Genomic DNA, 23,261 nt, shown 5'->3' on the forward strand with positions numbered 1-23,261 from the left:
GTTCGGCTGCCGATATGTTCGAGACTGTTCGGGCCGGAAATATCCTGCTGGCTGATCGTGCCTACGACAGCGACGCGTTGCGCCAAAACCTCAAAACCCGTGGCGCATGGGGATGTATTCGCCCTATGCCAAACAGGGTCAATATTCCCGTCTTCAGCCCATGGCTCTACAAACAGCGCAACGCGGTCGAGCGGTTCTTCAACAAACTCAAACACTTCAGAGCAGTCGCAACCCGATACGACAAACGCGACGACAACTTCCTCGCATCCGTCCAGCTAGCCTCAATTCGAATTTGGCTCCGATCTTATGAGTCGGTCACCTAGACCTCAGCGCGGTTGTGCTTGCGATGCGGAGACAATTTGTTTGGACAAACTTGCGAAGTAGTCCTGCTGCCTCAGGTGCCTCTCGCACGGCATCAAGCAGTTCGTCTGGGTCTTTTCCTTCCTGGCGGAGAGCATCGGCCCTGAACTTGATAATTGCCGAAGAAGTTTCCGACGTGAACTCCGGATGAAATTGGGCTGATATCGCTCGAGGGCCAAATCGAACAATTTGGTGGGGATCATGATCTGATGCCGCGAGAGAATACGCACCCGGGGGCAGATCGATGATCGTCTGCATGTGGGTCAGATGTGCCTGGAATTGCTGAGGCAAACCGCTTAGCAGCACGTCCACCGGCGCGTCCGGCAGCAGGCGTATTGTATGGCACCCGATTTCGCGGCCCTGAGGATGATATTCCACTCGCCCGCCAAGTGCATGCGCCATGAGTTGATGTCCGTAGCATACGCCAAAAAGCGGCATCTCTAGCGCCATCGCATCGCGGATCCATGCAGCTGTAGCTTCACTCCAGGGTTCGCGGTCGGTCACCATGGACCACGATCCCGTAATGACAGCAATCCGGCTTGGATCGGGTTTCGGCAGCCCGTCGCCGTCGAATACACGTACGACCTCAATGCTGTCTGTCGCTCTGCCGAGGGCATGGCAATACCAGTCGGGCAAGTCGCCCAGCGGAATGCGGATTTCATCCGGAGGGGTGCCTGTCTGAATAAGGATGAGGTCGGGACCGTCTGCGAGCATATGCAAATTCCTGAATTGTTGTGAGCGCTCAGCTTGACGGAACAGACATAATGATGTCAAGTAAGTGCAAATGTGATCACAATAAGGGAATTGATATATGTCGTCGTACGAGGCGAGTCCGCCCGCGTTTCACGAATGGCTGGAGAAAAATGGTCCGATCGAAAGCATTCAGGCCGTCATCTGCGACTTGAACGGCATCATGCGTGGCAAAAGGCTTCCGGTTGAGCAAGCATCAAAGGTTTTGGGCGGTGGCATCCGCATGCCGCTTTCGATCGTCGGCGTCGATGTTTGGGGCGAAGACATAATCGGTAACGAGGAGGTTCGCGCGACCGGCGATCACGATGGTATCTGCGGCGTCACCGGACGCGGTGTGCTGCCAGTCAACTGGACTTCTCGGCCGAGTGCACTCGTGCCGCTGTGGCTGCAACAAGAAGACGGTAAGCCGTTCCTTGCCGACCCGCGCCAAGCACTGGCGGCAATCGTGCGGGAATATCAGAAGCTGAATCTTCGTCCAGTGGTGGCGACGGAGATGGAGTTTTACCTTATCGATCCGGAACCCGACAGCGCTGTTCCACCAATCTCGCCATATACAGGTAAGCGGCTCGATTCAGATGCAATTCTGTCAATCGATGAACTCGACGATTTTGGAGACTTCTTTTCATCAGTCTACGAGGAATGCGCCCGACAAAACGTGCCTGCGGACGCGGCAATTGCCGAGAATGGGATCGGTCAATTCGAGATCAACCTGCTGCACACTGACGACCCGCTGAAGGCGGCCGACGATGCGGTGTTCTTCAAGCGCATTGTAAAGGGTGTGGCTCGCAAACACGGGCTTGCCGCAACGTTCATGGCAAAGCCCTACGGCACGCGTTCGGGAAGCGGGATGCATGTCCATTTCAGTCTGCTCGATGAGAAAGGGAACAACATCTTCAACGACGGTACAGAGCAGGGCTCGTCGACCATGAAGCATGCTGTGGCAGGCCTGCTGCGTGGTATGGCCGAGACGACGCTCGTCTTTGCGCCGCATTTTAATTCCTATCGTCGGCTGAGGCCGGATACGCTAGCACCGACCGCAATATCGTGGGGCTATGAGAACCGTACGTCGGCGATCCGCATACCCGGGGGCAATCCAGTGGCGCGTCGTATCGAGCACCGCGTCGCTGGCGCCGATTCAAATCCCTATCTTGTCATTGCTGCGATTCTGGGCGCGGCACTCGTCGGGATTCGCAACAAGTGGCAGCCGCCCGAACCAGTTGAGGGCCACACTTACTCCATGGATAAACTCCCCAAAATCCCTGCCGAATGGGGGCAAGCGGTCGATGCCTTTGAGGCAGGATCGATTGCCGCCGAGGTCTTCGACCCGCTGCTCCGTTCCATGCTGATTGCCTGCAAACGTCAAGAGATCGCGGGCTTTGCCGAGCAGGTTACGGATTATGAATTTGGCGCCTATCTGGAAATCGTCTAATGCTTAAGAAACACAAATCCTATGCTGGCGACGGCAGCTATCCGACCAGCTACTATGCCGCCTCTCGCAACATCAGCCGCACGCCGGTTCGGCTGCAAGGCCGGATAAAGACCGACGTTTGCGTCGTCGGGGCGGGCTATTCCGGCCTGTCGACGGCAATCCATCTCGCAGAGAAGGGCTACAAGGTCGTCGTCATAGAAGGTGCTCAGGTTGGCTGGGGGGCCTCGGGCCGCAACGGTGGTCAGATTGTCAACGGCCTCAACGCCAGTCTCGCGACCATCCAGTGCCGCTACGGCGAGGACACAGCCCGTTTCATCGGCGGCCTAGTGCAGGAGGGCGGCAAAATCATACGCCGTCTCGTCAGCGAGTACCAAATCGAGTGCGACCTGAAGCCGGGCAACATCTACGCTGCTTATACGTCAGCGCATATGAAGGAGCTTGAAGCCAAGCAGGCGCTCTGGCGCAAGTACGGCATGGACGATCACCAGTTTCTTGACAGGGGGGCGCTTCGCAAGCTCGTCAACTCGGACGCCTATTGCGGCGGTATGCTCGACACAACTGGCGGTCACATGCATCCGCTCAATCTGGTGCTCGGCGAGGCGCGCGCCTTCGAGAGCATTGGTGGCACGATCTACGAAGGTTCGCCGGTTATACGCGTCGATCACGTTGCAGAGCGGCCGACTGTCTACACCGAAGGCGGCGAGGTCTCGGCTCCCATCGTCGTCCTTTGCGGAAATGCCTATCTCGGCGACGCGGTGCCGAAACTCGTGTCGCGCGTCATGCCGGTCTCCACCCAGATGATAAGCACGGCACCGCTCGGCGAACAACTTGCCAACTCGCTGATCCCAAGCGACATGTGTGTGGAAGACGTTCGCTACATCCTCGACTATTTTCGTCTTTCCGCCGACAAGCGGATGATTTTCGGTGGTGGTACCGTCTATGGCGGCACCGATCCCGCCGACGTTGTAGCGAAGCTGCGGCCCAACCTCGAAAAGGTCTTTCCACAGCTCAAAGGCGTGAAGATCGACTACGCCTGGAGCGGCAACTTCGCGCTCTCCTTCACACGCGTGCCGCAGATGGGGCGCATCGGTCCAAGCACTTACTTCGCCCATGGCTGCAGTGGCCATGGCGTCACCGGGTCGCATCTTTTCGGCCGCACGCTCGCTGAGGCGATCGACGGTGATGCGTCGCGCTTCGACATCTTCGAGAAACTGCCCTGGTATCCGTTCCCGGGCGGGCGCTTGCTTCGCGCCCAATACTCTACAATTGGTTCTTGGTGGTACTCGTTAAGGGATGCAGTCGGGTGGTAACCAGCGCTTCGCTGGAGCTGCTGGCCGCAATGGCAGGGATTGGAGGATCGAATGCTCGACAAATGGAAATTCTATATTGACGGAAAATGAGTCGAGCCCACCACGCAGAGCGAAATGCTAGAGATATCGATCTGGCGGTGGCCGCTGCCAAGAAAGCATTCCGAAGTTATAGCCAATCCAGCGTCGCGGAACGGCTGGGGCGGCATCGTAAAGTTAACGGAACTTGGAATTCGATGTGCAATTACAGGTCATGACGAACGGTGATCTGCTTTATCGCCGTCATCGCTTTCCCGCGGAAATCATCGCCCACACGGTGTGGCTTTGTTTCCGGTCCCCTCTCAACCTGCGGATGGTCGAGGATATGCTGGCTGCTCGCGGGATCATTGTCTCGCATCAGACGGTCTCATTGTGGGTGGAAAATTCGGCCCTACTTTTGCCAAGGAGATCCGCCGGCCTTCAACAGGCAAGTTTGGCGACAAGCGCCACCTCGATGAGGTAGTCATCGAGATCCGGGGCAAGAAGCACTGGCTGTGGCGCGCCGTGGATCAAGACGGCTTCGTCCTGGACGTTCTCGTGCAAAGCTGCCGCAATGCCAAAGCGGCCAAGCGCCTGCTGCGCAAGCTCCTGAAGAGCCACATCCGGGCGCCGCGTGTGATGATCACGGACAAGCTTCGATCCTACGGCGCTGCAAAGCAGGAGATCATGCTCGGTGTCAAGCATCGCTTCCACAAGGGCCTGAACAATCGGGCGGAGAATTCCCACCCACCAGTCCGGCGGTGAGAGCGGATCATGAAGCGCTTCAAATCGAAGCGGCATCTGCAACGCTTTGTCTCCATCCATGATCCAATTGCCAACCTGTTCCACATCCCGCGCCACGACATCCCCTCCAGCCATCACCGCGAACTGCGTGCCGCGGCGATGAACTTATGGACGAAAATCGCTCACGCATGAGCGATGTCTGCCGCCACCCATCATCCGCTTGCTACTCGGCTGTTAACTTTACGATGCCGCTTGTCCCTATGTCGTGCTGCGTTACGGCGATGCGGCGCTCACCTCGCAGTCAAATCCCGAATTTACCGCCGACTTCATCCGCGCGCTTGTCGCAACGCGCGGTCAGAGTTTGCCAGATGGGATCAAGAGCGGGGCGAGCAATGCCGATGATGCAGAAATCGCGCGCGCAAGGACAAGTGTGGAAATAGCTACGTTTGTGAAATCGCGTTGATTTCAACTGCCTGCTTTGACCAGCGTGCCGCGCTTCCGGTGTGGTTGGTCATCCATGATCCTATCGTAGATAAGGAGTCCCCATGCACTATCACTCCGATGCCGAACTCTTCATTGATGGCGAATGGCGCGATGCGCCGGCGGGTGAGACCCGCCACGCAAGACGCGGCAGAAAGCCCACGCATCCTGTTCAACATCCTCATTCCGAGGGAGAACCACAATCCGGCTCGATTACCGAGGCAGGCCCATTTAGGTGTTTGCTGTGGGCATGGCGGTTCACATCCTAATGTGCGGCTGCGCGGCTAACCTTATAGTGTGTCGTTTCCAAGCGTTTGCTTCAACAGGTGAATGGCGTCAAGGATATCGGCTTTGATCGCCACGCCCAGGGCTTCGGCATCCCTTCGGCGAATGGCTTCTAGCGTCATCTGGTGCTTATCGACAATGGATGTCGTTTCGCTCATTTCATAAACGCTGCGCATGAACGGACCAAACTGCATCCAAATGCTTTCCAGCAGAGCGACAATGACTTCGGACCCCCCAGCTCGGTACAATTCGAAGTGAAATTGATAGTTTTCGCGCATGTAGGCGTCTGCGTCCTTGGCTCCATAGCTTTGGTTCATGCGCGAATCGCAGGCCTCCATCACCCCAATAGTCTCGAGCGTCACATAGGGAAGCGCCAAACGTGCGCAAAGGGGTTCCAGCTGCAGCCGGGCATGCATAAGCTCTTCGAAACGTCGGCGAGTCAGCTCGGGAATGCAGACCCGGCCGTTACGACGCACCTCCAGAGCGCGCTCGCCGCCGAGCCGGGTAATCGCTTCACGGACAGGCATAAGCCCGACACCCATACTCTTGCTTAGGCCCCGTAGGCTGACGCTCGTGCCGGGAGAAAATCGGCCAGAAATAAGCTGCTCGCGAAGCGCCTGATAAACCTGTTGCTGTTGGGTCGATAGTTCTCTCATTATTTCATACGCCTTGATACCGCCGCCGCACGACCCCGCTGCGATGTGGTCAAGCCTTGCCGTTCCTCTTGGAGGCAGGAGGGCCATCTGCCGCGTAAGACGCGACGCCATAGCACAATCCAGTGCGCGACAACCAGTGCGTCGTTGCAACTGCCTTGCAAGGATTGCCAAATGACCAATCGAAACCCATCTGGTTCTGGGTGTTCAGTCCGCAATTCCGCTCACCGCCTTGGAAAGAGGTTCAAGCCAGTTGGACCTTGCGCTCCTGCAGGATGTTGCCGCCATCGACAACCAGCATCGCGCCGTTGATGTAGCTCGCTTCGCCAGAAGCAAGAAAGACGGCGGCGGCAGCGACTTCATCCGGGGTTCCAGCGCGTCCCAGAGGCGTGTACCGGGCAGCGACCTGCTCTTCCTCGGTTGATGAACCTGTCTCGATCCAGCCGGGGGCGACTGCATTCACGGTCACTCCGTAAGGGGCAACTTCGAGCGCCAGGGCATGGGTGAGCCCCACCATCCCCGCCTTTGCCACCGAATAGGCAGCCTCTCCCGGATTGGAAACCAGCGGGCCAGTCACGGAGGCGATATTCACGATACGTCCGCGCCGCCTTTCGACCATTGCCTCCAGAAAGGCGCGCGTGACAAGAAACGCGGTCTTGAGGGTGACGTCAATTCCGATGTCCCAATCGGCCTCACTCAGCGCCAGGAATTCGCGTTGCACGGCTGGCGCCGCCGTGGATCCCATGCCGGCATTGTTCACCAGAACGTCAACCGGCCCTACCAGTTTTCGCAGGCGCATGACCTCCTCGGCCTTGGTGAGATCTGCAACTTGGGCTATGACGTCAAAGCCTTGTGCCCGCAGTTCCTCAGCCCGCAGATGAATTCGTTCGCTGGCGCCGGTGATGCAAACGGCGAGACCTTTCTGTGCAAGCTTGCGGGCGATGGCAAAGCCTATGCCATGGGGCCCTCCCGCGCCGGTCACCAGAGCCGAGCGAAAGTCGCCTTCGCTCGCCGTCATATGACGTCGCCGTAATAGGCAAACTCTTCGTCTGTCACCTCGGCGGAAAAGAAGCGGTGTTCCACACGCTTCAACGCAATGAAGACCGAGGCCATGCGTTCGCCGAGAGCGTCCTTCAGGAATTCGGATTCAGCAGCCTGGTCGATCGCCTCGCGCCAGTCGCATGGCAGCAACTTTCCGGCGTCGTCGCTGTAGGTGGACGATTCTGCGTCTGGCTCGATCCGGTTATCAATCCCCTCGTACATTCCGGCAAGCACGGTCGCAGCAACCAAATAAGGGTTGGCGTCGACGCCGGCGGAACGATGTTCAAGGTGGCGGTTGGCTGGGCTGCCCGCAGGCACCCTGATGGCAACGCTCCGGTTGTTGCGCCCCCAGGTCGGCGACGTCGGTGCATAGCTGTTGCGCGAAAAGCGACGCCAGGAATTCAGATTGGGTGCAAACATCAGCATCGAATCCGCCATGGTCCGCTGCAAGCCACCGATGGCGTGGCGCAGCATCGGCGCGAGATCATCTTGCACGTCGGCGAAGAGATTGCTGCCCAACGGGTCCGCAAGACTGGCGTGAAGATGCATACCGGAGCCGGAGCGATGCGCGAAGGGCTTGGCCATGAAGTTGGCGCGCATGCCATGTCGGAGCGCGAGACCTCGAACGAGGCGCTTGAGCATCACGAGGTCGTCTGCCGCCCGCAGGCCTTGGGGCTGGTGACGCAGAGTGAGCTCATACTGGCCGGGAGCGTATTCGGAGATGATTGTTTCAACAGGCAGGTTTTGGACGGCGGCGGCGCGGTAAAGCGCATCGATAAACGGCTCGAACTGATCCAGCACGGCAACGCTGTAGACGTGGTTGCCACTTGATGCTGTTCCCGAGAGAGGCAGACGTGCTGCCTTAGGTTTTCCAAGAGCATCTTTTTCGGCGTCGAGAAGATAGAATTCCAGTTCGAAGGCTAACACTGGGAACAGATTTTTAGCCTCAAACCGCTCGATCTGGCGCACCAGAGCCTGCCGGGGATCGGCACCCATCGCAGATCCGTCCAGCTCATACAGCATGACACGAACTTCGCCGCGTTCGGGTGACGTCCAAGGCAAGGTGACAAGTGAACCGGCGATCGGCCATGCAATCCTGTCGGCGTCTCCATCGTCCCAGGTCAAACCGGTCTCATCGACATCGGCGCCGGTAACATCCAGCCCCAAAATGGAGCCGGGCAGATGCCGGCCGGAACGGAACAGTGGCAAGAGTTCATGGCGGCGGATAATCTTGCCGCGCGCAACCCCGTTCGGATCAATGAGCACGAGGTCAAAGGCTGCGATGTCTTGGTGTCGCTCCAGGAACGCTTCGGCTTCCTCGACAGGTGCCGCATTGAGTGGACGTGTTCCGGTCATTTCATACAGCCTTTGTCATACGATCGAGAACTTTCTCAAAGCTGGCGACAAGGCCAGCGACATGCTCTTCGCTGGTCGTCGGCGCCACAAGAACCATATTGTGGAAGGGGGTGACCAAATATCCCAGATTGAGGAATGCCGTATGCAACGCCTTCTGGATCACCGGATTGGCCGCGGCGCGTGCTTCACAGGCGTTCTGCAGGGGATGTGGCGCGAACACAACTTCGAGCCGGGCGCCGACGCGGCCGACGTGCCACGGTAATTCGTAGTGTTTGATGGCCGCGGAGAAGCCTCGCTCGACGGCATCAGCAAGGCGGTTCATTCTGTGGTAAGCCTCGGCTGTCATGACCTCTTCGAGGCAAGCTCTGAGGCAGGCAAGTTGCAAAGCGCTGCCCGAGAGCGTCGTGCCTATGCCTGAGTGGCCCGTGCCCGTACTCGCCGCGCGTACGGCTTCAAACCGGCTCGCCACATCGTCCGTCATGCCCCATACCGCGACGGGAATACCGCCACCGACGGGCTTTCCGACGACAAAAATATCTGGTTCGAGACCATGCACTTTCGTGTATCCGCCAAATCCGGTCGAAACCGTATGCGTTTCGTCGATCTGCAGCAGCGTCCCTGTAGAGCGAGTAAGATCCCGCAGGGCTTTATGAAACCCGGGAAGTGGGAGAATCATACCGCAATTGGTCATTACGGGCTCCGCCACGACGCAAGCGATGTCACTACCTTTCAACGCTGCTTCGAGAGCGGGAACATCGTTGAAAGGAATACAGACAGTCGTTTCGGCGAGATTCACCGTCTGGCCAAGTAGGCCATTGCGAGGGACCGTCTGCCCGTCGACGAGGTCCACCAGCGCTTCGTCGGCCGCGCCATGATAGCAACCATCGAATACCAGGATCTTTTTCCTGCCAGTCACCGCACGCGCCACCCGAAAGGCAAAGCGGTTGGCGTCACTTGCTGTCGTCGTGACCTGCCACATTGACATGCCGAATGTGCTGCGCAAAAGGCGGCCAACGGCATCCAAGTCTCTGGAGGGCAACATAGTCGTAAGACCCAGGGCGCCAGCGCCTGCCAGCACGTTCAAAATCGGCTGCGGTCCGTGCCCGAACATCGCACCGCTGTCTCCCAGGCAGAAATCAATCGCGCGATTGCCATCAATGTCCCAAACTTCGCTCCCGGCAGCCTTGGATATCACAATTGGAAACGGCATTGGCCAGTCCCGCATCCAGTACTGCGGGACTTGGTTGAAAAATCCCGACGATGCCGCGGCGAAAATCTCTTTGCTACGCGACCGCTGGCTCGCGAAGATCGACGTTTCTTCGGCAAGAATTCGCCTCGCAGCGGTGAGAAGGGAAGCGGAGTCTAGTGGTCCGCTAGGTAAGATGCTCGGCACTTGTGAGAACCTTTCGAAGTGATCATTGTGATCACATCTAGAAGCGATGGCGCTATCGTGTCAATGAGACATTCACGAAGGTGCAAATTATCGCGTTATGATACGTACTTTTCTTGGTGAAGCGTTTGGTGGTGAGAAAATCTCCTTTTATTATTGTGATCACGTTGTACCTATGCAGCCTTGTCGGAAATGGTAGGTAAAGAAAATTTGCGAGAAGCCAAAAACCCCTTGACGGCCTTCAAACTCGGTGTTTGGATAAGTGGATACAAAAATCCAGCGAGCGACAATGGCGATTTCATCTGCATCCACCACACATGTCGCCTCAACGGCCGAGGAGGAGGCTTATGCGTATCTCCAGCAGGCCCTGCGCTTCGGCCGCTACAAGCCGGGGGACCGCCTGATCCCCGAAGAGATCGCTACCGAAATCGGAATGAGCCGCATGCCGGTTCGTGAAGCCTTTCGACGCCTGGCTGCCGATGGTCTCGTGACGCTGCGGCCCAATCGGGGCTGTGTGGTGGCGGGACTCACGCTCGACGAGCTCAACGAGACTTTCGAAATCCGCTCTGTACTTGAGGGTCTTGCAGTCCGCATCGTCATGCCGCGTCTGACGCTGGAGAGCTTCGAGGATCTGGACCGGCTCCTCCTGCGCATGGAACGCGCGGGCGAGGCCGGAAGCAGCGACTGGGTGCTGCGCCACCAGGAGTTTCACGCCTATCTCTATGGGATGAGTGGGCGACCGAAGCTCATCCGCCAGATTGCCGCGCTTCACGTTGCCATCGAGCCCTACATGCGTATCTGGTTCGATTATATCGACAAGCCGCTTTCGGCGCGCGAGGAGCATCAGAATCTCATCGATGCGCTGAAGTCGGGCGATAGCGCCAAGGCCGAAAGGGTTATGCAGGAACACGTTCTCTTCACGGCGCCGCTGCTTGCCGATTTCGCAAGTCCCAGCCGGCGCTGATTGCCGGTTGGTCAAATTGTCCGAAGCCGGAGGGACATCCGGCAAGGACGGGGAACGCCGCTAATGCGGCATAACAAAAAGGGAAAAGCCATGACATTTCGTCGTATGGCCGCAATTGCGGCTGCCTTCATGACAATCATATCCGCGCCGCTTTCAATGGCGGCGGATGCGCCGAAAGCCATTACTATTGCCACCGAAGGTGCCTATGCGCCGTGGAACTTTACCACCGCCGACGGTAAGCTCGACGGGCTTGAGATCGACCTCGCCAACGATCTCTGCGCTCGCATGAAGATCAAGTGTACCATCATCGCGCAGAACTGGGACGGCCTCATCCCCTCGCTGACGGTGGGCAAGTTCGACGTGATCATGGCAAGCATGTTCATCACGCCGAAGCGCCTGGAAACCATTGACTTCACCCAGCCCTATGCGGTGGACCCTTCGGGCTTTGCAATCGCCAAGGACAGCGACCTCGGCAAGCTTGGCATCTCCAAAGAGAAGTTCAAGCTGGAGGACGAGGCCGCCGCAATGGCAGCGATTGAGAAGCTGAAGCCGTTGCTCAAGGGCAAGGTCGTCGGCGTGCAGTCTGGCACGACTAACCTCGAATTCCTGAAGAAGTATTTCGGCGATACCGTCCAGATTCGCGAATACAAGACGACGGAACAGCACGATCTCGATTTGGCTGCCGGCCGCGTCGATGCTATTTTTGCTCAGCAGACGGCGCTCGCCGCCACGCTCGCCAAGCCGGAATTTGCCGACTACACGATCGCCGGTCCCGGCTTTGTCGGCGGCATCTTCGGCCTTGGAACCGGGGCAGGGCTGCGCAAGGAAGACAAGGCGCTGAAGGACATGTTCAATACGGCTATCGATGCCGCGATTGCCGACGGCACGACCAAGCGCATCTCCGAAAAGTGGGTCCATACCGACGTCACGCCGGTGAAGTGAGCCGCGCGGGATCGGGTGGCCGAGGTCATTCGATCCCACCCATCTTTCACAAAGCGATCTCGCGGCGCCTCCGTCGTGCCCAGCCGAGTTACAGGTTTTGAGCCCTCATGTTCGATAAATTCAATCTGCTCGGTCTTGGAACCGGAGGCTGGGGTGCGGCGCTGCTTGAGGCCGCCGCCATCACCCTGCTCCTTTCCGCGGCAGGTTTTGCGCTCGGGATCGTCTTCGGTGGGATGGCAGCAGCCGGCCGGCTCTCCACCATGCGCTTTCCGCGGGGCATCGCGTCTGCCTACGGGATCGTGTTCCGCGGCGTGCCGGATCTCCTGACCATCTATCTCTTCTACTATGGCGGCAGCGTCGCGCTGACGGCGTTCGGCCGTCTCTTCGGCGCGAAGGGCTTCACTGGCCTGCCGGCGCTTGCCACCGGGATCGTGACGATCGGCTTCATTTCGGGTGCCTATCAGGCTGAGGTCTATCGAGGCGCGTATCTCGCGGTCGAGCGCGGCCAGTTCGACGCCGCCAAGGCGCTTGCGCTGACGCGCATCCAGATGCTCCGCCTCGTGATCTTGCCGCAACTGCTGCGCCACGCAATTCCCGGTCTTGGTAACGTCTGGCAGCTTGTCCTAAAGGATTCGGCTCTGATTTCCGTCATCGGACTTGTCGAACTGATGCGCCAGTCGCAGATCGGCGCGGGCTCGACCCGCGAGCCTTTCTTGTTCTATTGCGCTGCCGCGGCGCTTTATTTCGCCATTGCCGGCCTCACGGGCCTTATCTTCGGACGGGCTGAGGTCAACGCCTCGCGCGGGGTTATCCATTGATGATCGATCCCGGCTTCTTATTCGAAATCATCCCCACCCTCCTTTCCGGCCTGCCGCTGACGCTGGAACTGGCCGGCTCCTCGGTCCTCCTCGGCTTCGTCCTCGCTCTTCTTCTCGCGCTGGCTCAGCAGGGTAAATGGCCGGTCGTGGTCTGGCCGATCCGGACATTCGTCGCAATCTTTCGCGGTACACCGCTCCTGGTGCAAATATTCCTCATTTATTACGGGCTCGGCCAATTCCGCCCGACCCTGCAATCGGTCGGGCTCTGGTCATTGTTCCGCGAGCCCTATTGGTGCGCAATCCTGGCGCTGACGCTGAACACCGCGGCCTATGGCAGCGAGATCCTACGTGGTGCTATCCGCAATGTCCCGCGTGGGCTTTCGGAAGCGGCCTCGGCGTTGGGTCTGTCGCGCATGTTGGCTTTGCGGCTGGTGATACTGCCGCTGGCGCTGCGCCAAGCGCTGCCTGCCTACAGTAACGAGATTATTCTGATGGTGAAGGGCACCTCGCTTGCCTCCATCATCACGCTGACGGAAGTGACCGGCATAGCGCAGGAACTGATTTCCCAGACTTATCGCGCCATGGAGGTGTTCATCGCCGCCGGCGCAATCTACCTCGCCCTCAACTTCCTCATCGTGTGGGCGCTTTCGCTGCTCGAGGCAAGGCTTTCGCATTACCGCGTGCGCGCCTGAACCACCCGCCATGACCGCATACTACGGAGACTTAAAGGCAATGCGCAATTTCGAGAAGCCGACGCGATCGGTGGCTGTGTCCGCCCGGGCAATGGCTGCGACATCGCACCCGTCCGCCACGCTGACGGCGATCAACATCCTACAGGCGGGCGGCAACGCCATGGACGCTGCCATTGCCGCCTGCGCCGTCCAATGCGTTGTCGAGCCAGGATCGACCGGCATTGGCGGCGACTGCTTTGCGCTTTACGCGCCGAGGGGCGGAGCCGACGTCATTGCCTATAATGGTTCGGGCCGTACACCGGCAGCCCTGACGGTGGACTGGTTCGAGGAGCGCGGCCTGACCGAAGTACCACGCCAGTCGCCTTCCTCCGTGACCGTCCCCGGGGCCATCGACGCATGGACGCGGCTTCACGCGGATCATGGCCGTCTTCCCTTTGCCAAGGTTCTCGCGCCCGCCATCACCTTTGCCGAGACCGGCTATGCCATTTCGCCGCGTGTGCATCATGACTGGGTGAAGGAAGAGCGGCTGCTTGCTGCGGACGAGGCAGCAGCGCGCATCTTCCTGCCGCAGGGCCGCGCGCCGCGCGTCGGCGAGATACATCGCCAGCCGGAGTTGGCCGCGACCTTCGACAGGATCGCCACCGAAGGTCGCGACGGCTTTTATCGCGGACCGGTTGCCGAAGACATAGTCGAGCGCCTGCGCGCGCTCGGGGGGCTTCATACGCTCGAAGACTTCGCCGCCGCCAGGGGCGAGTACGTGACGCCGGTCACCACGACGTTCCGGGATTACACGATCCATGAATGCCCGCCTAACGGGCAAGGCATCATCGCGCTGATGATCCTCAACATCCTGTCACATTTCGAGGCTGCGGGCGCGCCGGACGCGATCGACCGCATTCATATCGAAATTGAGGCGACGCGGCTTGCCTATGCTGCGCGCGATGCCTGGCTGGCGGACCCCGCCAAGTCCGATGTACCGGTCGAGGAGATGCTGTCCGACGAGTTCGCCGGCCGGCTCGCCAGTATGATCGACCTGACGCAGGCGATTGCTGATCTGCCGCCGTTCGAACTGCCGCGCCATCGCGACACGGTCTATATTTCCGTGGTCGATTCAGAGCGGAATTCGGTGAGTTTCATCAACTCGATCTTCGACAGTTTTGGCACGGGCATCGTTGCACCGAAATCGGGGGTCATCCTGCACAACCGTGGCCAGAGTTTCTCGTTGAAGCGCGGACACCTCAACATGATGGCGCCGGAAAAGCGTCCGCTGCACACGATTATCCCGGGCATGGTGACGCGCAACGGTCGGACTGAAATATCATTCGGCGTCATGGGCGGGTACTACCAGGCCATGGGTCACGCGCATCTGATTTCCAAGGTGCTCGACTATGGCATGGACATGCAGGACGCCATCGACCTGCCACGCCTAGTGCCGGCAAGCGGGCTCGCGCCGAAAATCGAGGTGGAGCAGACCGTTCCGGCCGCGACCATTGCAGAACTTCAGGCGCGCGGCTTCGAGATCGTACCGACTGAGGACCCCATCGGTGGCGCGCAGGTGATCCGCATCGACTGGGAAAATGGCACGCTGACGGGCGGGTCGGAATCACGCAAGGACGGGGTTGCACTTGGCCTTTGAAGAGAGACGGGTGCCCTCAGGGGACGCCCTGCGGCAATGAATGCGCACCTTCGAAACAAGACCAAATAATGTGATCAAATCCTGAATATCGTCGATCCCAACGACACTTCATATATCCGCAGGAGTTCCAGATGAAAAAGTTCGGCCAGTTCTACATTGACGGCGCCTGGGTCGATCCGATCGACCCGCAGGGATTGCTCGAGGTCATCGACCCTTCCATCGAAGAGGCCTTTGCGACGATTGCGCTGGCGGGCGGGGGCGATGTCGATCGCGCCGTTGCAGCTGCCTCGCGAGCCTTCGAGGGCTTCTATCTGACGAGCCCATTAGAGCGTCTGGACCTGCTGAAATCGGTTCTGTCCGTGTATCGGAAGCGTTCGCAGGATCTCGCCTGGGCAATTTCCCATGAAATGGGTGCTCCGAAAAAAATGGCGCTCGAAAATCAGGTCAGCAGCGGCGCCGCGCATATACGTACCATGATTGACGTCATGAAGGACTACCGGTTCGAGCGCATGGTCGGCAAGACGATGGTGGCCAAGGAAGCGGTCGGCGTCGTCGCGATGATCACGCCGTGGAATTGGCCGCTCAACCAGATCACCTGCAAGGTCGCGCCCGCGCTCGGCGCCGGCTGCACCATGGTATTGAAACCGTCCGAGGTCGCCCCGGTCAGCGGGCTGGTCTTCGCAGAAATCATGCACGAGGCAGGCGCTCCCGCCGGCGTTTTCAACCTCCTCAACGGCGACGGCCCGACGGCGGGTGAGGCGCTGGCCGCGCATCCCGATGTTCACATGATCTCGATAACGGGATCGAACCGCGCCGGTATCGCCGTCGCGAAGGCCGCTGCCGCGACCGTCAAGCGTGTGCACCAGGAGCTAGGCGGCAAATCCGCCAACGTCATCCTCGAGGACGCCGACTTCGTGATGGCCGTACGCCAGGGTACGCTCGACTGCTTCGACAATTCGGGCCAGTCCTGCAACGCACCGACCCGCATGCTGGTGCCGGAAGGACGCATGCAGTCGGCAGCAGCCATTGCTGCAGAAGCGGCCGGTTCGCTGGTCGTCGGTCCGGCGGAGCGTGAAGGCGTCGATCTCGGCCCCGTCGTGAGCCAGGCGCAGTATGATAAGATTCAGGGCATGATTGCCGCAGGCATCGCTGAAGGCGCGACGCTGGTTGCTGGCGGCGAAGGCCGCCCGGACGACCTCAATCGCGGATATTTTGTACGCCCGACCGTCTTTGCCGATGTCAAGCCCGGCATGCGTATCGAGCGCGAGGAGATCTTTGGGCCGGTGCTCTCGCTCATCGGCTACAAGGACGAGGACGACGCGATCCGCATTGCCAACGACAGCATCTACGGTCTTGCGGCCTATGTATCCTCGTCGGACAGGGACCGTGCCAGACGCGTCGCCCGCAGGCTGCGCGCCGGCAATGTCCACATCAACTCTCCCGCCTGGGACACCTACGCCCCGTTCGGCGGCATGAAACAATCCGGAAACGGACGCGAATACGGGGAATTTGGTCTTGACGACTTCCTGGAGATCAAGGGCATCAACGGATATGCCGAATGAAATGGCGGGACGCGTTCGGTCAGGCGTTTTCGAAGATCAGGTCCAGAAGGCCCCTGATCTCCGGAAGAATCCGCGCCAGATGCGTCTCCAGCGTCATCGTTTCGTCCTTCAGGCAGGCCTGATAATGGCTGAGCCAGTGGTTGTAGATGATGGAGGCGAGGGCATCGGCGTCAAAACGGCCGCCGCGCCGCGTCCTGCAGGCATGTGCGACCAGCATCTCATTGATCGTTCTGATCAGTGTCGCGTCGATCTGGCTGTAGCGTTGCACGAATTCGGACTGAGGGTAGCGGATCGCGGTCGATTCCGCGTAGAGCCAGACGGATTTGCTGAAAATTTCCAGGGAGCGCTTGGTCAGGTCGCTCAGAAGTTCGCACAGATCGTCCGCGAGGCTGTCGGATTGGCGCTGGATGTGCGTGCGATAATGGTCGATTGCTTTCTGGTGCCCCTGGAAGATGATCGCCAGCAGCAATTCATCGCGGCTGCCGAAATAGTTGAAGACCGTGGGCGTCGAAACGCCGGCCGCCGCGGCGATCATCGCCATCGAGCATTCCTCGATGCCAAGGCGTTCAAAAAGAGTGCGCGCGCTTTCCATGATTGCATCCCTGCGCTGCTGCTTTTGCCGCTCGCGCAGGCCTGCCGTCGCTTTCTGAACCAATGTCTCGCTGCCTCCCCAATAAAATATTTTACGTCGTAAAACATTTTATTGACACAAATTGTTGACGCCATAAAGTAGGTGGCGTCCACTAATTAAAATACAAGCGTGGGAACAACACAAATTTCGCGGGCCATTCCGGTCTGCGGAATACAGCAGATAACTCCGTACAGGAACGCTAACGAGAAGCTCGTTCAGGCCGATTGTCCTCTGCGAAGTCAATGTATTCAATTTGGACTGATGTCGACTGCGGAGATATTCTTCGCGGCTTTGGATTTCTGCATCATTTTCGCTCTGACCCCAACATGGAAACTTGAAACTGGGAGACTGAACCGATGGATTTTCGGCCGAGTTCAAACTGGGTGGCTCTTAAAATATGAGCAGTATTACGCCTTTAAGGGCCGCCAAGGGCGGTGCTGTCTCGATCCTCAGTGTTCTGAAGGATTTCGGCAATTTCCGCGCCGTCGACGACGTGTCCATAGAGATCCGTCCGAACGAGTTCTTCACCCTTCTGGGGCCTTCCGGCTGCGGCAAGACCACACTGCTTCGAATGCTCGCTGGCTTTGAAGCGCCGAGCGACGACAAGATCCTGCTGGACGGCACAGACATTTCGATGCTGCCGCCGAACAAACGCCCGATCAACACGGTGTTCCAGAACTACGCGCTCTTCCCGCACATGACGGTCGCCGAAAACATCGGTTTTGGCCTCAAAATGCTCGGCAAGAGTGCCGCCGAAATATCGTCGTCAGTCGAGGAAATGCTTCGTCTGGTCCGGTTGGAGAATGCCGGCAATCGCTCCGTCACTCAGCTTTCCGGCGGCCAACAGCAGCGCATTGCGCTGGCCCGCGCGCTCGCCCCGAAACCGAAGCTTTTGCTTCTCGACGAGCCGCTTTCGGCCCTTGACCTGAAGCTTCGCAAATCCATGCAGATCGAGTTGAAGCGCCTGCAGCAGGAAACCGAGATAACCTTCATCTTCGTTACCCACGACCAAGAGGAAGCCCTGACCATGTCTGATCGCATCGCAGTCCTGAATGGCGGCAAGGTCCTGCAGATCGGCTCGGCGCCTGATATCTACGAACATCCCGCCGACCGCTTTGTCGCCGGCTTCATCGGGGAGACGAACTTCCTCGAGGGCGACCTGATGTCGAGCGCCGACGGCGTCGGCACGGTGGCGCTGCGTTGCGGTCCAGTCGTCGAGGCGTTGACCGCCAAGTCGGTAGCCAGTTCGGGGGCCGTCACCATCGTCGTGCGCCCTGAGCATCTGGAACTGGTCGCGCCCGGCTCGCCGCAGGCGGTGGACGCGACCGTCGAACAAATCGTCTATTTCGGCACGGACACGCATGTCCACGCCCGCCTGAGCGACGGTACGGCGCTGACCATTCGGCAGCAGAACCGCCCTGGCCCGAAAGAAGGCATTGCCGTCGGCCGGACGATCGGGGTAACCATTCCGCCCCGCGTCGCCCAGATCCTGAAGGACTGAGGCCATGTCGGAGATCGCCACCGCTCAGGACGAACAGGACGCCAGGCGTCATCTGCTGCTCTCGTCACCGGCCATCGTCATCATGATCCTTCTGGGCTTCATCCCCCTGATGATCGTGGTCGCATACTCCTTCATGGCGCCTGGCGACTACGGCGGCGTCGTGCCAAAATTCTCTTTCGAGGCCTACGTCTCTCTGATTTTCCAGCGCGACATGTTCGATGACACCCTTACGTTCTCGTCGTCCTATCTAGAGATCTACATTCGCACCGCCGTCTTTGGCGTGGCGACGACGATCTTCTGCGTGCTGATCGGCTTCCCAACCGCCTATTTCATGGCGACGCGCCCAGCGAAACAGCGCAATCTCTGGGTTTTACTGCTGACGATCCCCTTCTGGTCGAACCTCTTGGTGCGCACGATCGCGGTCATGTTCATTATCCGCGACGAGGGGCTCATCAATACGGTGCTGATGCATCTCGGCCTCATCGATCGCCCGATCACGCTGCTCTACACGAACTTCGCCATCCTGCTCGGCCTGGTCTACAGCTTCCTGCCCTTCATGGTGCTGCCGATTTATGCCTCGCTGGAAAAGTTCGATTTTCGCCTCGTCGAGGCGGGCTTCGATCTCTATGCGAGCCGTTTCAAGGTGCTGACACAGATCATCATACCGCTGGCCAAGCCCGGCATCGTTACCGGCAGCATCCTCGTCTTCGTGCCCGCCTTCGGGGCCTATGTCACGCCGCTTCTGCTCGGTGGCGGCAGCCACCTGATGATCGGCGACCTGATCGCGCTCCAATTCGGCTCGTCGCGCAACTGGCCGCTGGGCTCGGCCTTCTCGATCGTGCTCATGGTCTTCGTTTTGCTTGCGCTTCTCTTTCAGATCCGTCGCTCGGGACAGGTGAAACATGGCTAGCTTCGCGTCCACAGGAAAGATCGACATCAAGCGCCAAACGGGGTTCGGCTTCATCGCTGTCACCTGCCTGGTCAGCCTTTATCTGCCGATCCTCGTTGTCCTCATCTTCTCATTCAACAATGCCATGAGCATCGGCGCGTCCTGGCAGGGCTTCTCCATGCGCTGGTACGTGGCGCTGATGCGGAACGAGGGGTTCTTCAACTCAGCCATCCTGTCGGTGGCGATCGCCATTGCGGCAACGATCATGTCGACGATCATTGGCACGATGGCGGCGCTGGCTACCACGCGGGTCAAGCGCTGGCGGGGGCAGTCTGCTACCATTCTGGCAATCACCTCGCCGCTGATCGTCCCAGAAATCGTCAGCGCCGTGTCGCTGCTCGCCTTCTTCTCCTTCATCGCGCAGACCTTCGGCATCAGCTATGGCATTCTGAAGATCGTTCTGGCGCACACGTCCTTCTGCATCCCCTTCGTATACCTGCCGATTAAGGCGCGGCTCGAGGGCATGGACGTGACGCTGGAAAATGCGGCGGCTGATCTCTACGCTGATCGCTGGAAAACGTTTCGTTATGTCACGCTGCCGCTGCTGTTGCCGGGCATTTCTTCTGGCGCAGCGCTCGCCTTCATCGTCTCCTTCGACGATTTCACGATCACGCAGCTGATTGCCGGTCCCGGTGAGACAACGCTGCCACTCTTTATCTGGTCTCGCATCCGCAACATCGTGACGCCCGAACTCAACGCCATGTGCACGGCGCTGCTCGTCGTCTCCATCGCTTTCATTGTTCTCTCTTTCCTCCTGACAAAGATGAAGCAGAACCAAAACTAAAAACCAACCAGAAGGGTACAACAGAAATGAAGAAATTGTCATCTCTTGCCATCGCGGGTCTTCTGCTCACAACCAGCACGTCTTTCGCCGCCGGCGAACTTCACATCTATAACTTCGGCAACTACACCAGCGCCGACCTGATCAAGAAGTTCGAGAAGCAGTTTGACGTAAAGGTTACGCTCGACACCTATGACACCAACGAATCGATGATGGCGAAGGTCAAGGCTGGCGGCTCCGGCTACGACATCGTCATACCGTCCGACTACGCCGTCGACATCATGAAGAAGGAAGGACTTCTTGAGGCTACCGAGCCCGACAAGATGGAAAACTTCAAGAACATTAAGCCGGAAATTGTGAACCTCTATTACGACGAAGGCCGCCACTACACCGTTCCGTGGCAGATCGGCGTCACTAGCCTGCAAGCCGACACTGCTGTTTACAAGGGCGATCTCGACACCTGGGGCGTTCTCTTCAATCCGCCGGCTGAGCTGAAAGGCCGTATCAACGTCCTCGACGACATGATAAGCGTCATCCACGCGGCTGAGCACTACAAGGGCTTCAAGCTTTGCACCTCCGACAAGTCTGAGCTAAAGCAGATCAACGAACTTCTGCTCGCCGCCAAGCCTTCCTGGCGCACGTTCAGCTACGATGCCCCGACGCTGTTGCAGTCCAAGGATGTCGATGCCTCGATGATCTGGGACGGTGCCGCCTATCGTGCCCGCGCAAGCCGGCCGACGCTGCAATTCGGCTTCCCCAAGGAAGGTGTCGAGGGCTTCGTCGACAACGTTGCCGTGCTGAAGGGCGCAACGAACCTGGAAAACGCCAAGCTCTTCCAGAATTTCGTCATGGACCCGGAAAACGCCGCGATGATTTCCAACTTCGCGACCTATAGTAACGGCATCGTCGGCTCAGAGAAGTTCCTCGATAAGGATCTGGGCAACGCGCTGGAACTCCAGCGCCCGGCAAATTTCAAGGTCTCTTTCTCGCCGCCCTGCAGCCCCGAAGTCATCGAGCTCTACAACAAGATCTGGACCAACCTGCGCAAGTAGCGCTGGGTCTGGAGCCATTCCGCCATCAAAGGACATCAGCGCGCCGGCCAGACCGGCGCGCTACATAACAAATTTACCTAAAAGGGAAGAACGCTATGGGTCAGTCTGCGAACATCGTCATCAGGAACGGCAAGGTCATCACCATGGACGATGCCGCGCCGCGCGCTCAAGCCGTCGCCATTATCGGCAACCGGATCGTCAAGGTCGGCTCGGATGCCGAAGCCATGGAGCTTGCAGGCCCAGTCACGCACGTGATCGATGCGGGCGGCGGGACGATCGTGCCCGGTTTCAACGAATCTCACATGCATATTTTTGGCGGCTCCCTCAGCCTCATCCAACTGCCGCTGATGGGCGTTCGCGGCGAAGCGGCGCTCACAAACGCCATTGCGGCCTATGCTGCGCAAAACCCGGACCTGCCGCTTCTCGTCGGCAACGGCGCCGACTATCTCATCTTCGGCGATACGCCATCCGATCGCCGCAAGCTCGATGCGATCATGCCCGACCGGCCGCTGCTGCTCATCTCCCCCGACTATCATACGGCCTGGGCCAACACCGCTGCACTCAAGGCCGCCGGTATTCTCGAAGGTGCGAAACTGAGCATCGGCAATGAGATCGTCATGGGAGCGGACGGCCTTGCCGCCGGCGAACTGCGCGAGAGCGAAGCCATGGGACCCGTGCTGGAGCTCGGATCGACCGGCGGGCGCGAACGCTTCGGCATCGCCACCGGCGGCAACCCGGATTTGGTCACCGACGCTCAACGCGCCAGCGATATTGCCCTCCTCAAGAAGGGGCTCGCCTATTGCGCCTCGCTCGGCATCACCTCGTTTCAGAACATGGATGGCAACCTCTACCAGCTTGAGCTTCTCGACGAGATCGAGAAGACGGACGGCCTGCCGGTCCGTGTTCGCATGCCATACCACATGAAGAATTTCATGCCGCTCAGCGTCATCGAGGAAAAGGCCGTCGTCTGGCGCGAGCGCTACAATACGGACCGTTTGCGCTGTGACTTCGTCAAGATGTTCGCTGACGGCGTGATAGAGTCCGGAACGGCCGTCATGGTCGGCGGCTACGGCGACCGCCCCGACGAAAACGGCGATCTGCTGTTCCCGGTCGAACAGTTCAATGCGGTCGCCGTCGAGGCCGATCGCCTTGGCTTCCAGATGGCTGTTCACGCCATCGGCAGCGGCGCAGTCCGTGAGGTGCTGGACGGCTATGAGCATGCGCGCACGCTCAATGGTGCACGCGACAACCGCCACCGCATCGAACATATCGAGACCATCGAGCCGGATGACGTGCCGCGTCTGTCGGCGCTCGGTGTCGTCGGCTCGATGCAGCCGACCCATCCGCCGGGAACGGGCGACCTGCCGCTGCAGCCTTATCTCGGTCGTATCGGCGAAAAGCGCTGGCCGCTCGCCTTCGCATGGCGAACCATAAAGGATTCCGGCGTCACCCTCGTCCTTGGCACCGACTGGCCGGTCACGCCCATCGACCCGCTCGCCTGCATCCAAGGCGCGCTGATGCGCAGGCCATGGCGCGACGACCTGAAGGATCAGCGGCTTTCGCTGACGGAGCTACTGGAGGGCTATACAAAGAACTGCGCCTGGGTGGAGTTCATGGAGGACCGAAAAGGTGTGCTGAAGCCCGGCTATCTCGCCGACGTCGTCGTGCTGTCCGGTGATATCGAGGCGACCGCCCCAGAGGAGGTCTCCCGCCTCAAGGCCGCTTTGACGATCTGTGACGGTCGGGTCACGCACACCTCTCTCTGAAGCGCGTCAGAGCTACCGCTCCGCGCGAGCGCGCAGCATAGCGTTCAGTTTGGAGAATGCGTTTTCGATGAGATTGAAGTCGGGACTATAGGGCGGCAGGAAACCGCCTAGGTGTTCCAAAATTCGCATTACCACTGACAAGCTATCCAAGCGA

20 protein-coding genes and 2 pseudogenes are annotated in these 23,261 nt (G+C 59.2%); 15 read left to right on the plus strand and 7 right to left on the minus strand.

Annotated elements, in window-relative coordinates:
• A partial coding sequence (locus tag GA0061101_RS25620; RefSeq protein WP_047639254.1) for an IS5/IS1182 family transposase occupies nt 1-323 on the plus strand: 323 nt, incomplete at its 5' end.
• On the opposite strand, the gene GA0061101_RS25625 is transcribed toward GA0061101_RS25620, so the two are convergent.
• Nucleotides 316-1,074 (minus strand): glutamine amidotransferase, encoded by a 759-nt coding sequence (locus GA0061101_RS25625; RefSeq protein ID WP_092575589.1) that lies wholly within the window; start codon nt 1,072-1,074, stop codon nt 316-318. The two genes, GA0061101_RS25620 and GA0061101_RS25625, sit on opposite strands and share 8 nt — an antisense overlap.
• 97 nt (nt 1,075-1,171) lie before the next feature.
• Between GA0061101_RS25625 and GA0061101_RS25630 the strand changes: the two genes are divergently transcribed.
• The 3 genes and pseudogenes from GA0061101_RS25630 (at nt 1,172) to GA0061101_RS25640 (ending at nt 4,800) form a co-directional block, all read left to right on the plus strand.
• Nucleotides 1,172-2,539 carry a glutamine synthetase family protein gene (locus GA0061101_RS25630; protein WP_092575592.1) on the plus strand — a complete coding sequence of 456 codons (1,368 nt, stop codon included), beginning with the start codon at nt 1,172-1,174 and terminating at the stop codon, nt 2,537-2,539.
• Nucleotides 2,539-3,849, plus strand: coding sequence for an NAD(P)/FAD-dependent oxidoreductase (locus tag GA0061101_RS25635; RefSeq protein ID WP_037197828.1), 1,311 nt, complete (start codon nt 2,539-2,541; stop codon nt 3,847-3,849). The genes GA0061101_RS25630 and GA0061101_RS25635 overlap by 1 nt, the downstream gene beginning before the upstream one ends.
• Nucleotides 3,850-4,099: 250 nt before the next feature.
• Nucleotides 4,100-4,800, plus strand: a pseudogene (locus GA0061101_RS25640) (IS6 family transposase).
• Between the two features lie 578 nt (nt 4,801-5,378).
• Here the strand turns inward: GA0061101_RS25640 and GA0061101_RS25645 are convergent.
• The 4 genes from GA0061101_RS25645 to GA0061101_RS25660 form a co-directional block, all read right to left on the minus strand.
• Complete coding sequence (locus GA0061101_RS25645; protein WP_051963658.1) at nt 5,379-6,140, minus strand: GntR family transcriptional regulator; 762 nt, start codon at nt 6,138-6,140, stop codon at nt 5,379-5,381.
• A 130-nt stretch (nt 6,141-6,270) separates the two neighbouring features.
• Complete coding sequence (locus GA0061101_RS25650) at nt 6,271-7,044, minus strand: SDR family NAD(P)-dependent oxidoreductase (RefSeq protein ID WP_037197827.1); 774 nt, start codon at nt 7,042-7,044, stop codon at nt 6,271-6,273.
• The gene (locus GA0061101_RS25655) at nt 7,041-8,423 is read right to left on the minus strand and encodes a glutamine synthetase family protein (RefSeq protein ID WP_037197826.1); all 1,383 of its coding nucleotides are present in this window, start codon (nt 8,421-8,423) and stop codon (nt 7,041-7,043) included. Before GA0061101_RS25655 ends, GA0061101_RS25650 begins: the two co-directional genes overlap by 4 nt.
• Before the next feature lies 1 nt (nt 8,424).
• Nucleotides 8,425-9,816: a transaminase gene (locus tag GA0061101_RS25660; protein WP_197072769.1), complete on the minus strand. Its 1,392-nt coding sequence runs from the start codon at nt 9,814-9,816 to the stop codon at nt 8,425-8,427.
• A gap of 286 nt (nt 9,817-10,102) precedes the next feature.
• Here GA0061101_RS25660 and GA0061101_RS25665 point away from each other — a divergent pair, with 286 nt between their 5' ends.
• The 6 genes from GA0061101_RS25665 (at nt 10,103) to GA0061101_RS25690 (ending at nt 16,427) form a co-directional block, all read left to right on the plus strand.
• Nucleotides 10,103-10,777 (plus strand): GntR family transcriptional regulator, encoded by a 675-nt coding sequence (locus GA0061101_RS25665; protein WP_037197825.1) that lies wholly within the window; start codon nt 10,103-10,105, stop codon nt 10,775-10,777.
• Nucleotides 10,778-10,867: 90 nt separating this feature from the next.
• Nucleotides 10,868-11,719 carry a lysine/arginine/ornithine ABC transporter substrate-binding protein gene (locus tag GA0061101_RS25670; RefSeq protein WP_037197824.1) on the plus strand — a complete coding sequence of 284 codons (852 nt, stop codon included), beginning with the start codon at nt 10,868-10,870 and terminating at the stop codon, nt 11,717-11,719.
• Nucleotides 11,720-11,826: 107 nt separating this feature from the next.
• A complete protein-coding gene (locus tag GA0061101_RS25675) occupies nt 11,827-12,537 on the plus strand; it encodes an ABC transporter permease (protein ID WP_037197822.1) in 711 nt (236 codons plus the stop codon).
• Nucleotides 12,537-13,229, plus strand: a complete 693-nt coding sequence (locus GA0061101_RS25680; protein ID WP_037197820.1) for an ABC transporter permease — start codon at nt 12,537-12,539, stop codon at nt 13,227-13,229. The genes GA0061101_RS25675 and GA0061101_RS25680 overlap by 1 nt, the downstream gene beginning before the upstream one ends.
• A 40-nt stretch (nt 13,230-13,269) precedes the next feature.
• Nucleotides 13,270-14,865, plus strand: a complete 1,596-nt coding sequence (ggt, locus tag GA0061101_RS25685; RefSeq protein ID WP_037197818.1) for a gamma-glutamyltransferase — start codon at nt 13,270-13,272, stop codon at nt 14,863-14,865.
• A gap of 131 nt (nt 14,866-14,996) precedes the next feature.
• A complete protein-coding gene (locus GA0061101_RS25690; RefSeq protein ID WP_037197817.1) occupies nt 14,997-16,427 on the plus strand; it encodes an aldehyde dehydrogenase family protein in 1,431 nt (476 codons plus the stop codon).
• Nucleotides 16,428-16,446: 19 nt separating this feature from the next.
• Here the strand turns inward: GA0061101_RS25690 and GA0061101_RS25695 are convergent, their stop codons facing one another.
• Nucleotides 16,447-17,082: a TetR/AcrR family transcriptional regulator gene (locus GA0061101_RS25695; protein ID WP_051963656.1), complete on the minus strand. Its 636-nt coding sequence runs from the start codon at nt 17,080-17,082 to the stop codon at nt 16,447-16,449.
• Nucleotides 17,083-17,455: 373 nt separating this feature from the next.
• Here GA0061101_RS25695 and GA0061101_RS25700 point away from each other — a divergent pair, with 373 nt between their 5' ends.
• The 5 genes from GA0061101_RS25700 (at nt 17,456) to GA0061101_RS25720 (ending at nt 23,107) form a co-directional block, all read left to right on the plus strand.
• Nucleotides 17,456-18,559 carry an ABC transporter ATP-binding protein gene (locus GA0061101_RS25700; protein ID WP_092575595.1) on the plus strand — a complete coding sequence of 368 codons (1,104 nt, stop codon included), beginning with the start codon at nt 17,456-17,458 and terminating at the stop codon, nt 18,557-18,559.
• A 4-nt stretch (nt 18,560-18,563) separates the two neighbouring features.
• Entirely contained in the window at nt 18,564-19,469 is a 906-nt protein-coding gene (locus GA0061101_RS25705) for an ABC transporter permease (RefSeq protein ID WP_037197815.1), read from the plus strand.
• The gene (locus tag GA0061101_RS25710; RefSeq protein WP_037197814.1) at nt 19,462-20,292 is read left to right on the plus strand and encodes an ABC transporter permease; all 831 of its coding nucleotides are present in this window, start codon (nt 19,462-19,464) and stop codon (nt 20,290-20,292) included. Before GA0061101_RS25705 ends, GA0061101_RS25710 begins: the two co-directional genes overlap by 8 nt.
• A gap of 26 nt (nt 20,293-20,318) precedes the next feature.
• Nucleotides 20,319-21,341 carry an extracellular solute-binding protein gene (locus GA0061101_RS25715; RefSeq protein ID WP_037197813.1) on the plus strand — a complete coding sequence of 341 codons (1,023 nt, stop codon included), beginning with the start codon at nt 20,319-20,321 and terminating at the stop codon, nt 21,339-21,341.
• 95 nt (nt 21,342-21,436) lie between these two features.
• Nucleotides 21,437-23,107, plus strand: a complete 1,671-nt coding sequence (locus tag GA0061101_RS25720) for an amidohydrolase (RefSeq protein WP_092575598.1) — start codon at nt 21,437-21,439, stop codon at nt 23,105-23,107.
• 15 nt (nt 23,108-23,122) lie between these two features.
• Here GA0061101_RS25720 and GA0061101_RS38850 read toward each other — a convergent pair.
• A pseudogene (locus tag GA0061101_RS38850) lies at nt 23,123-23,209 on the minus strand (transposase); the annotation flags it as partial.
• Nucleotides 23,210-23,261: the final 52 nt, after the last annotated feature.

Source organism: Martinezella lusitana (assembly GCF_900094565.1).
GTDB lineage: Bacteria > Pseudomonadota > Alphaproteobacteria > Rhizobiales > Rhizobiaceae > Rhizobium > Rhizobium lusitanum.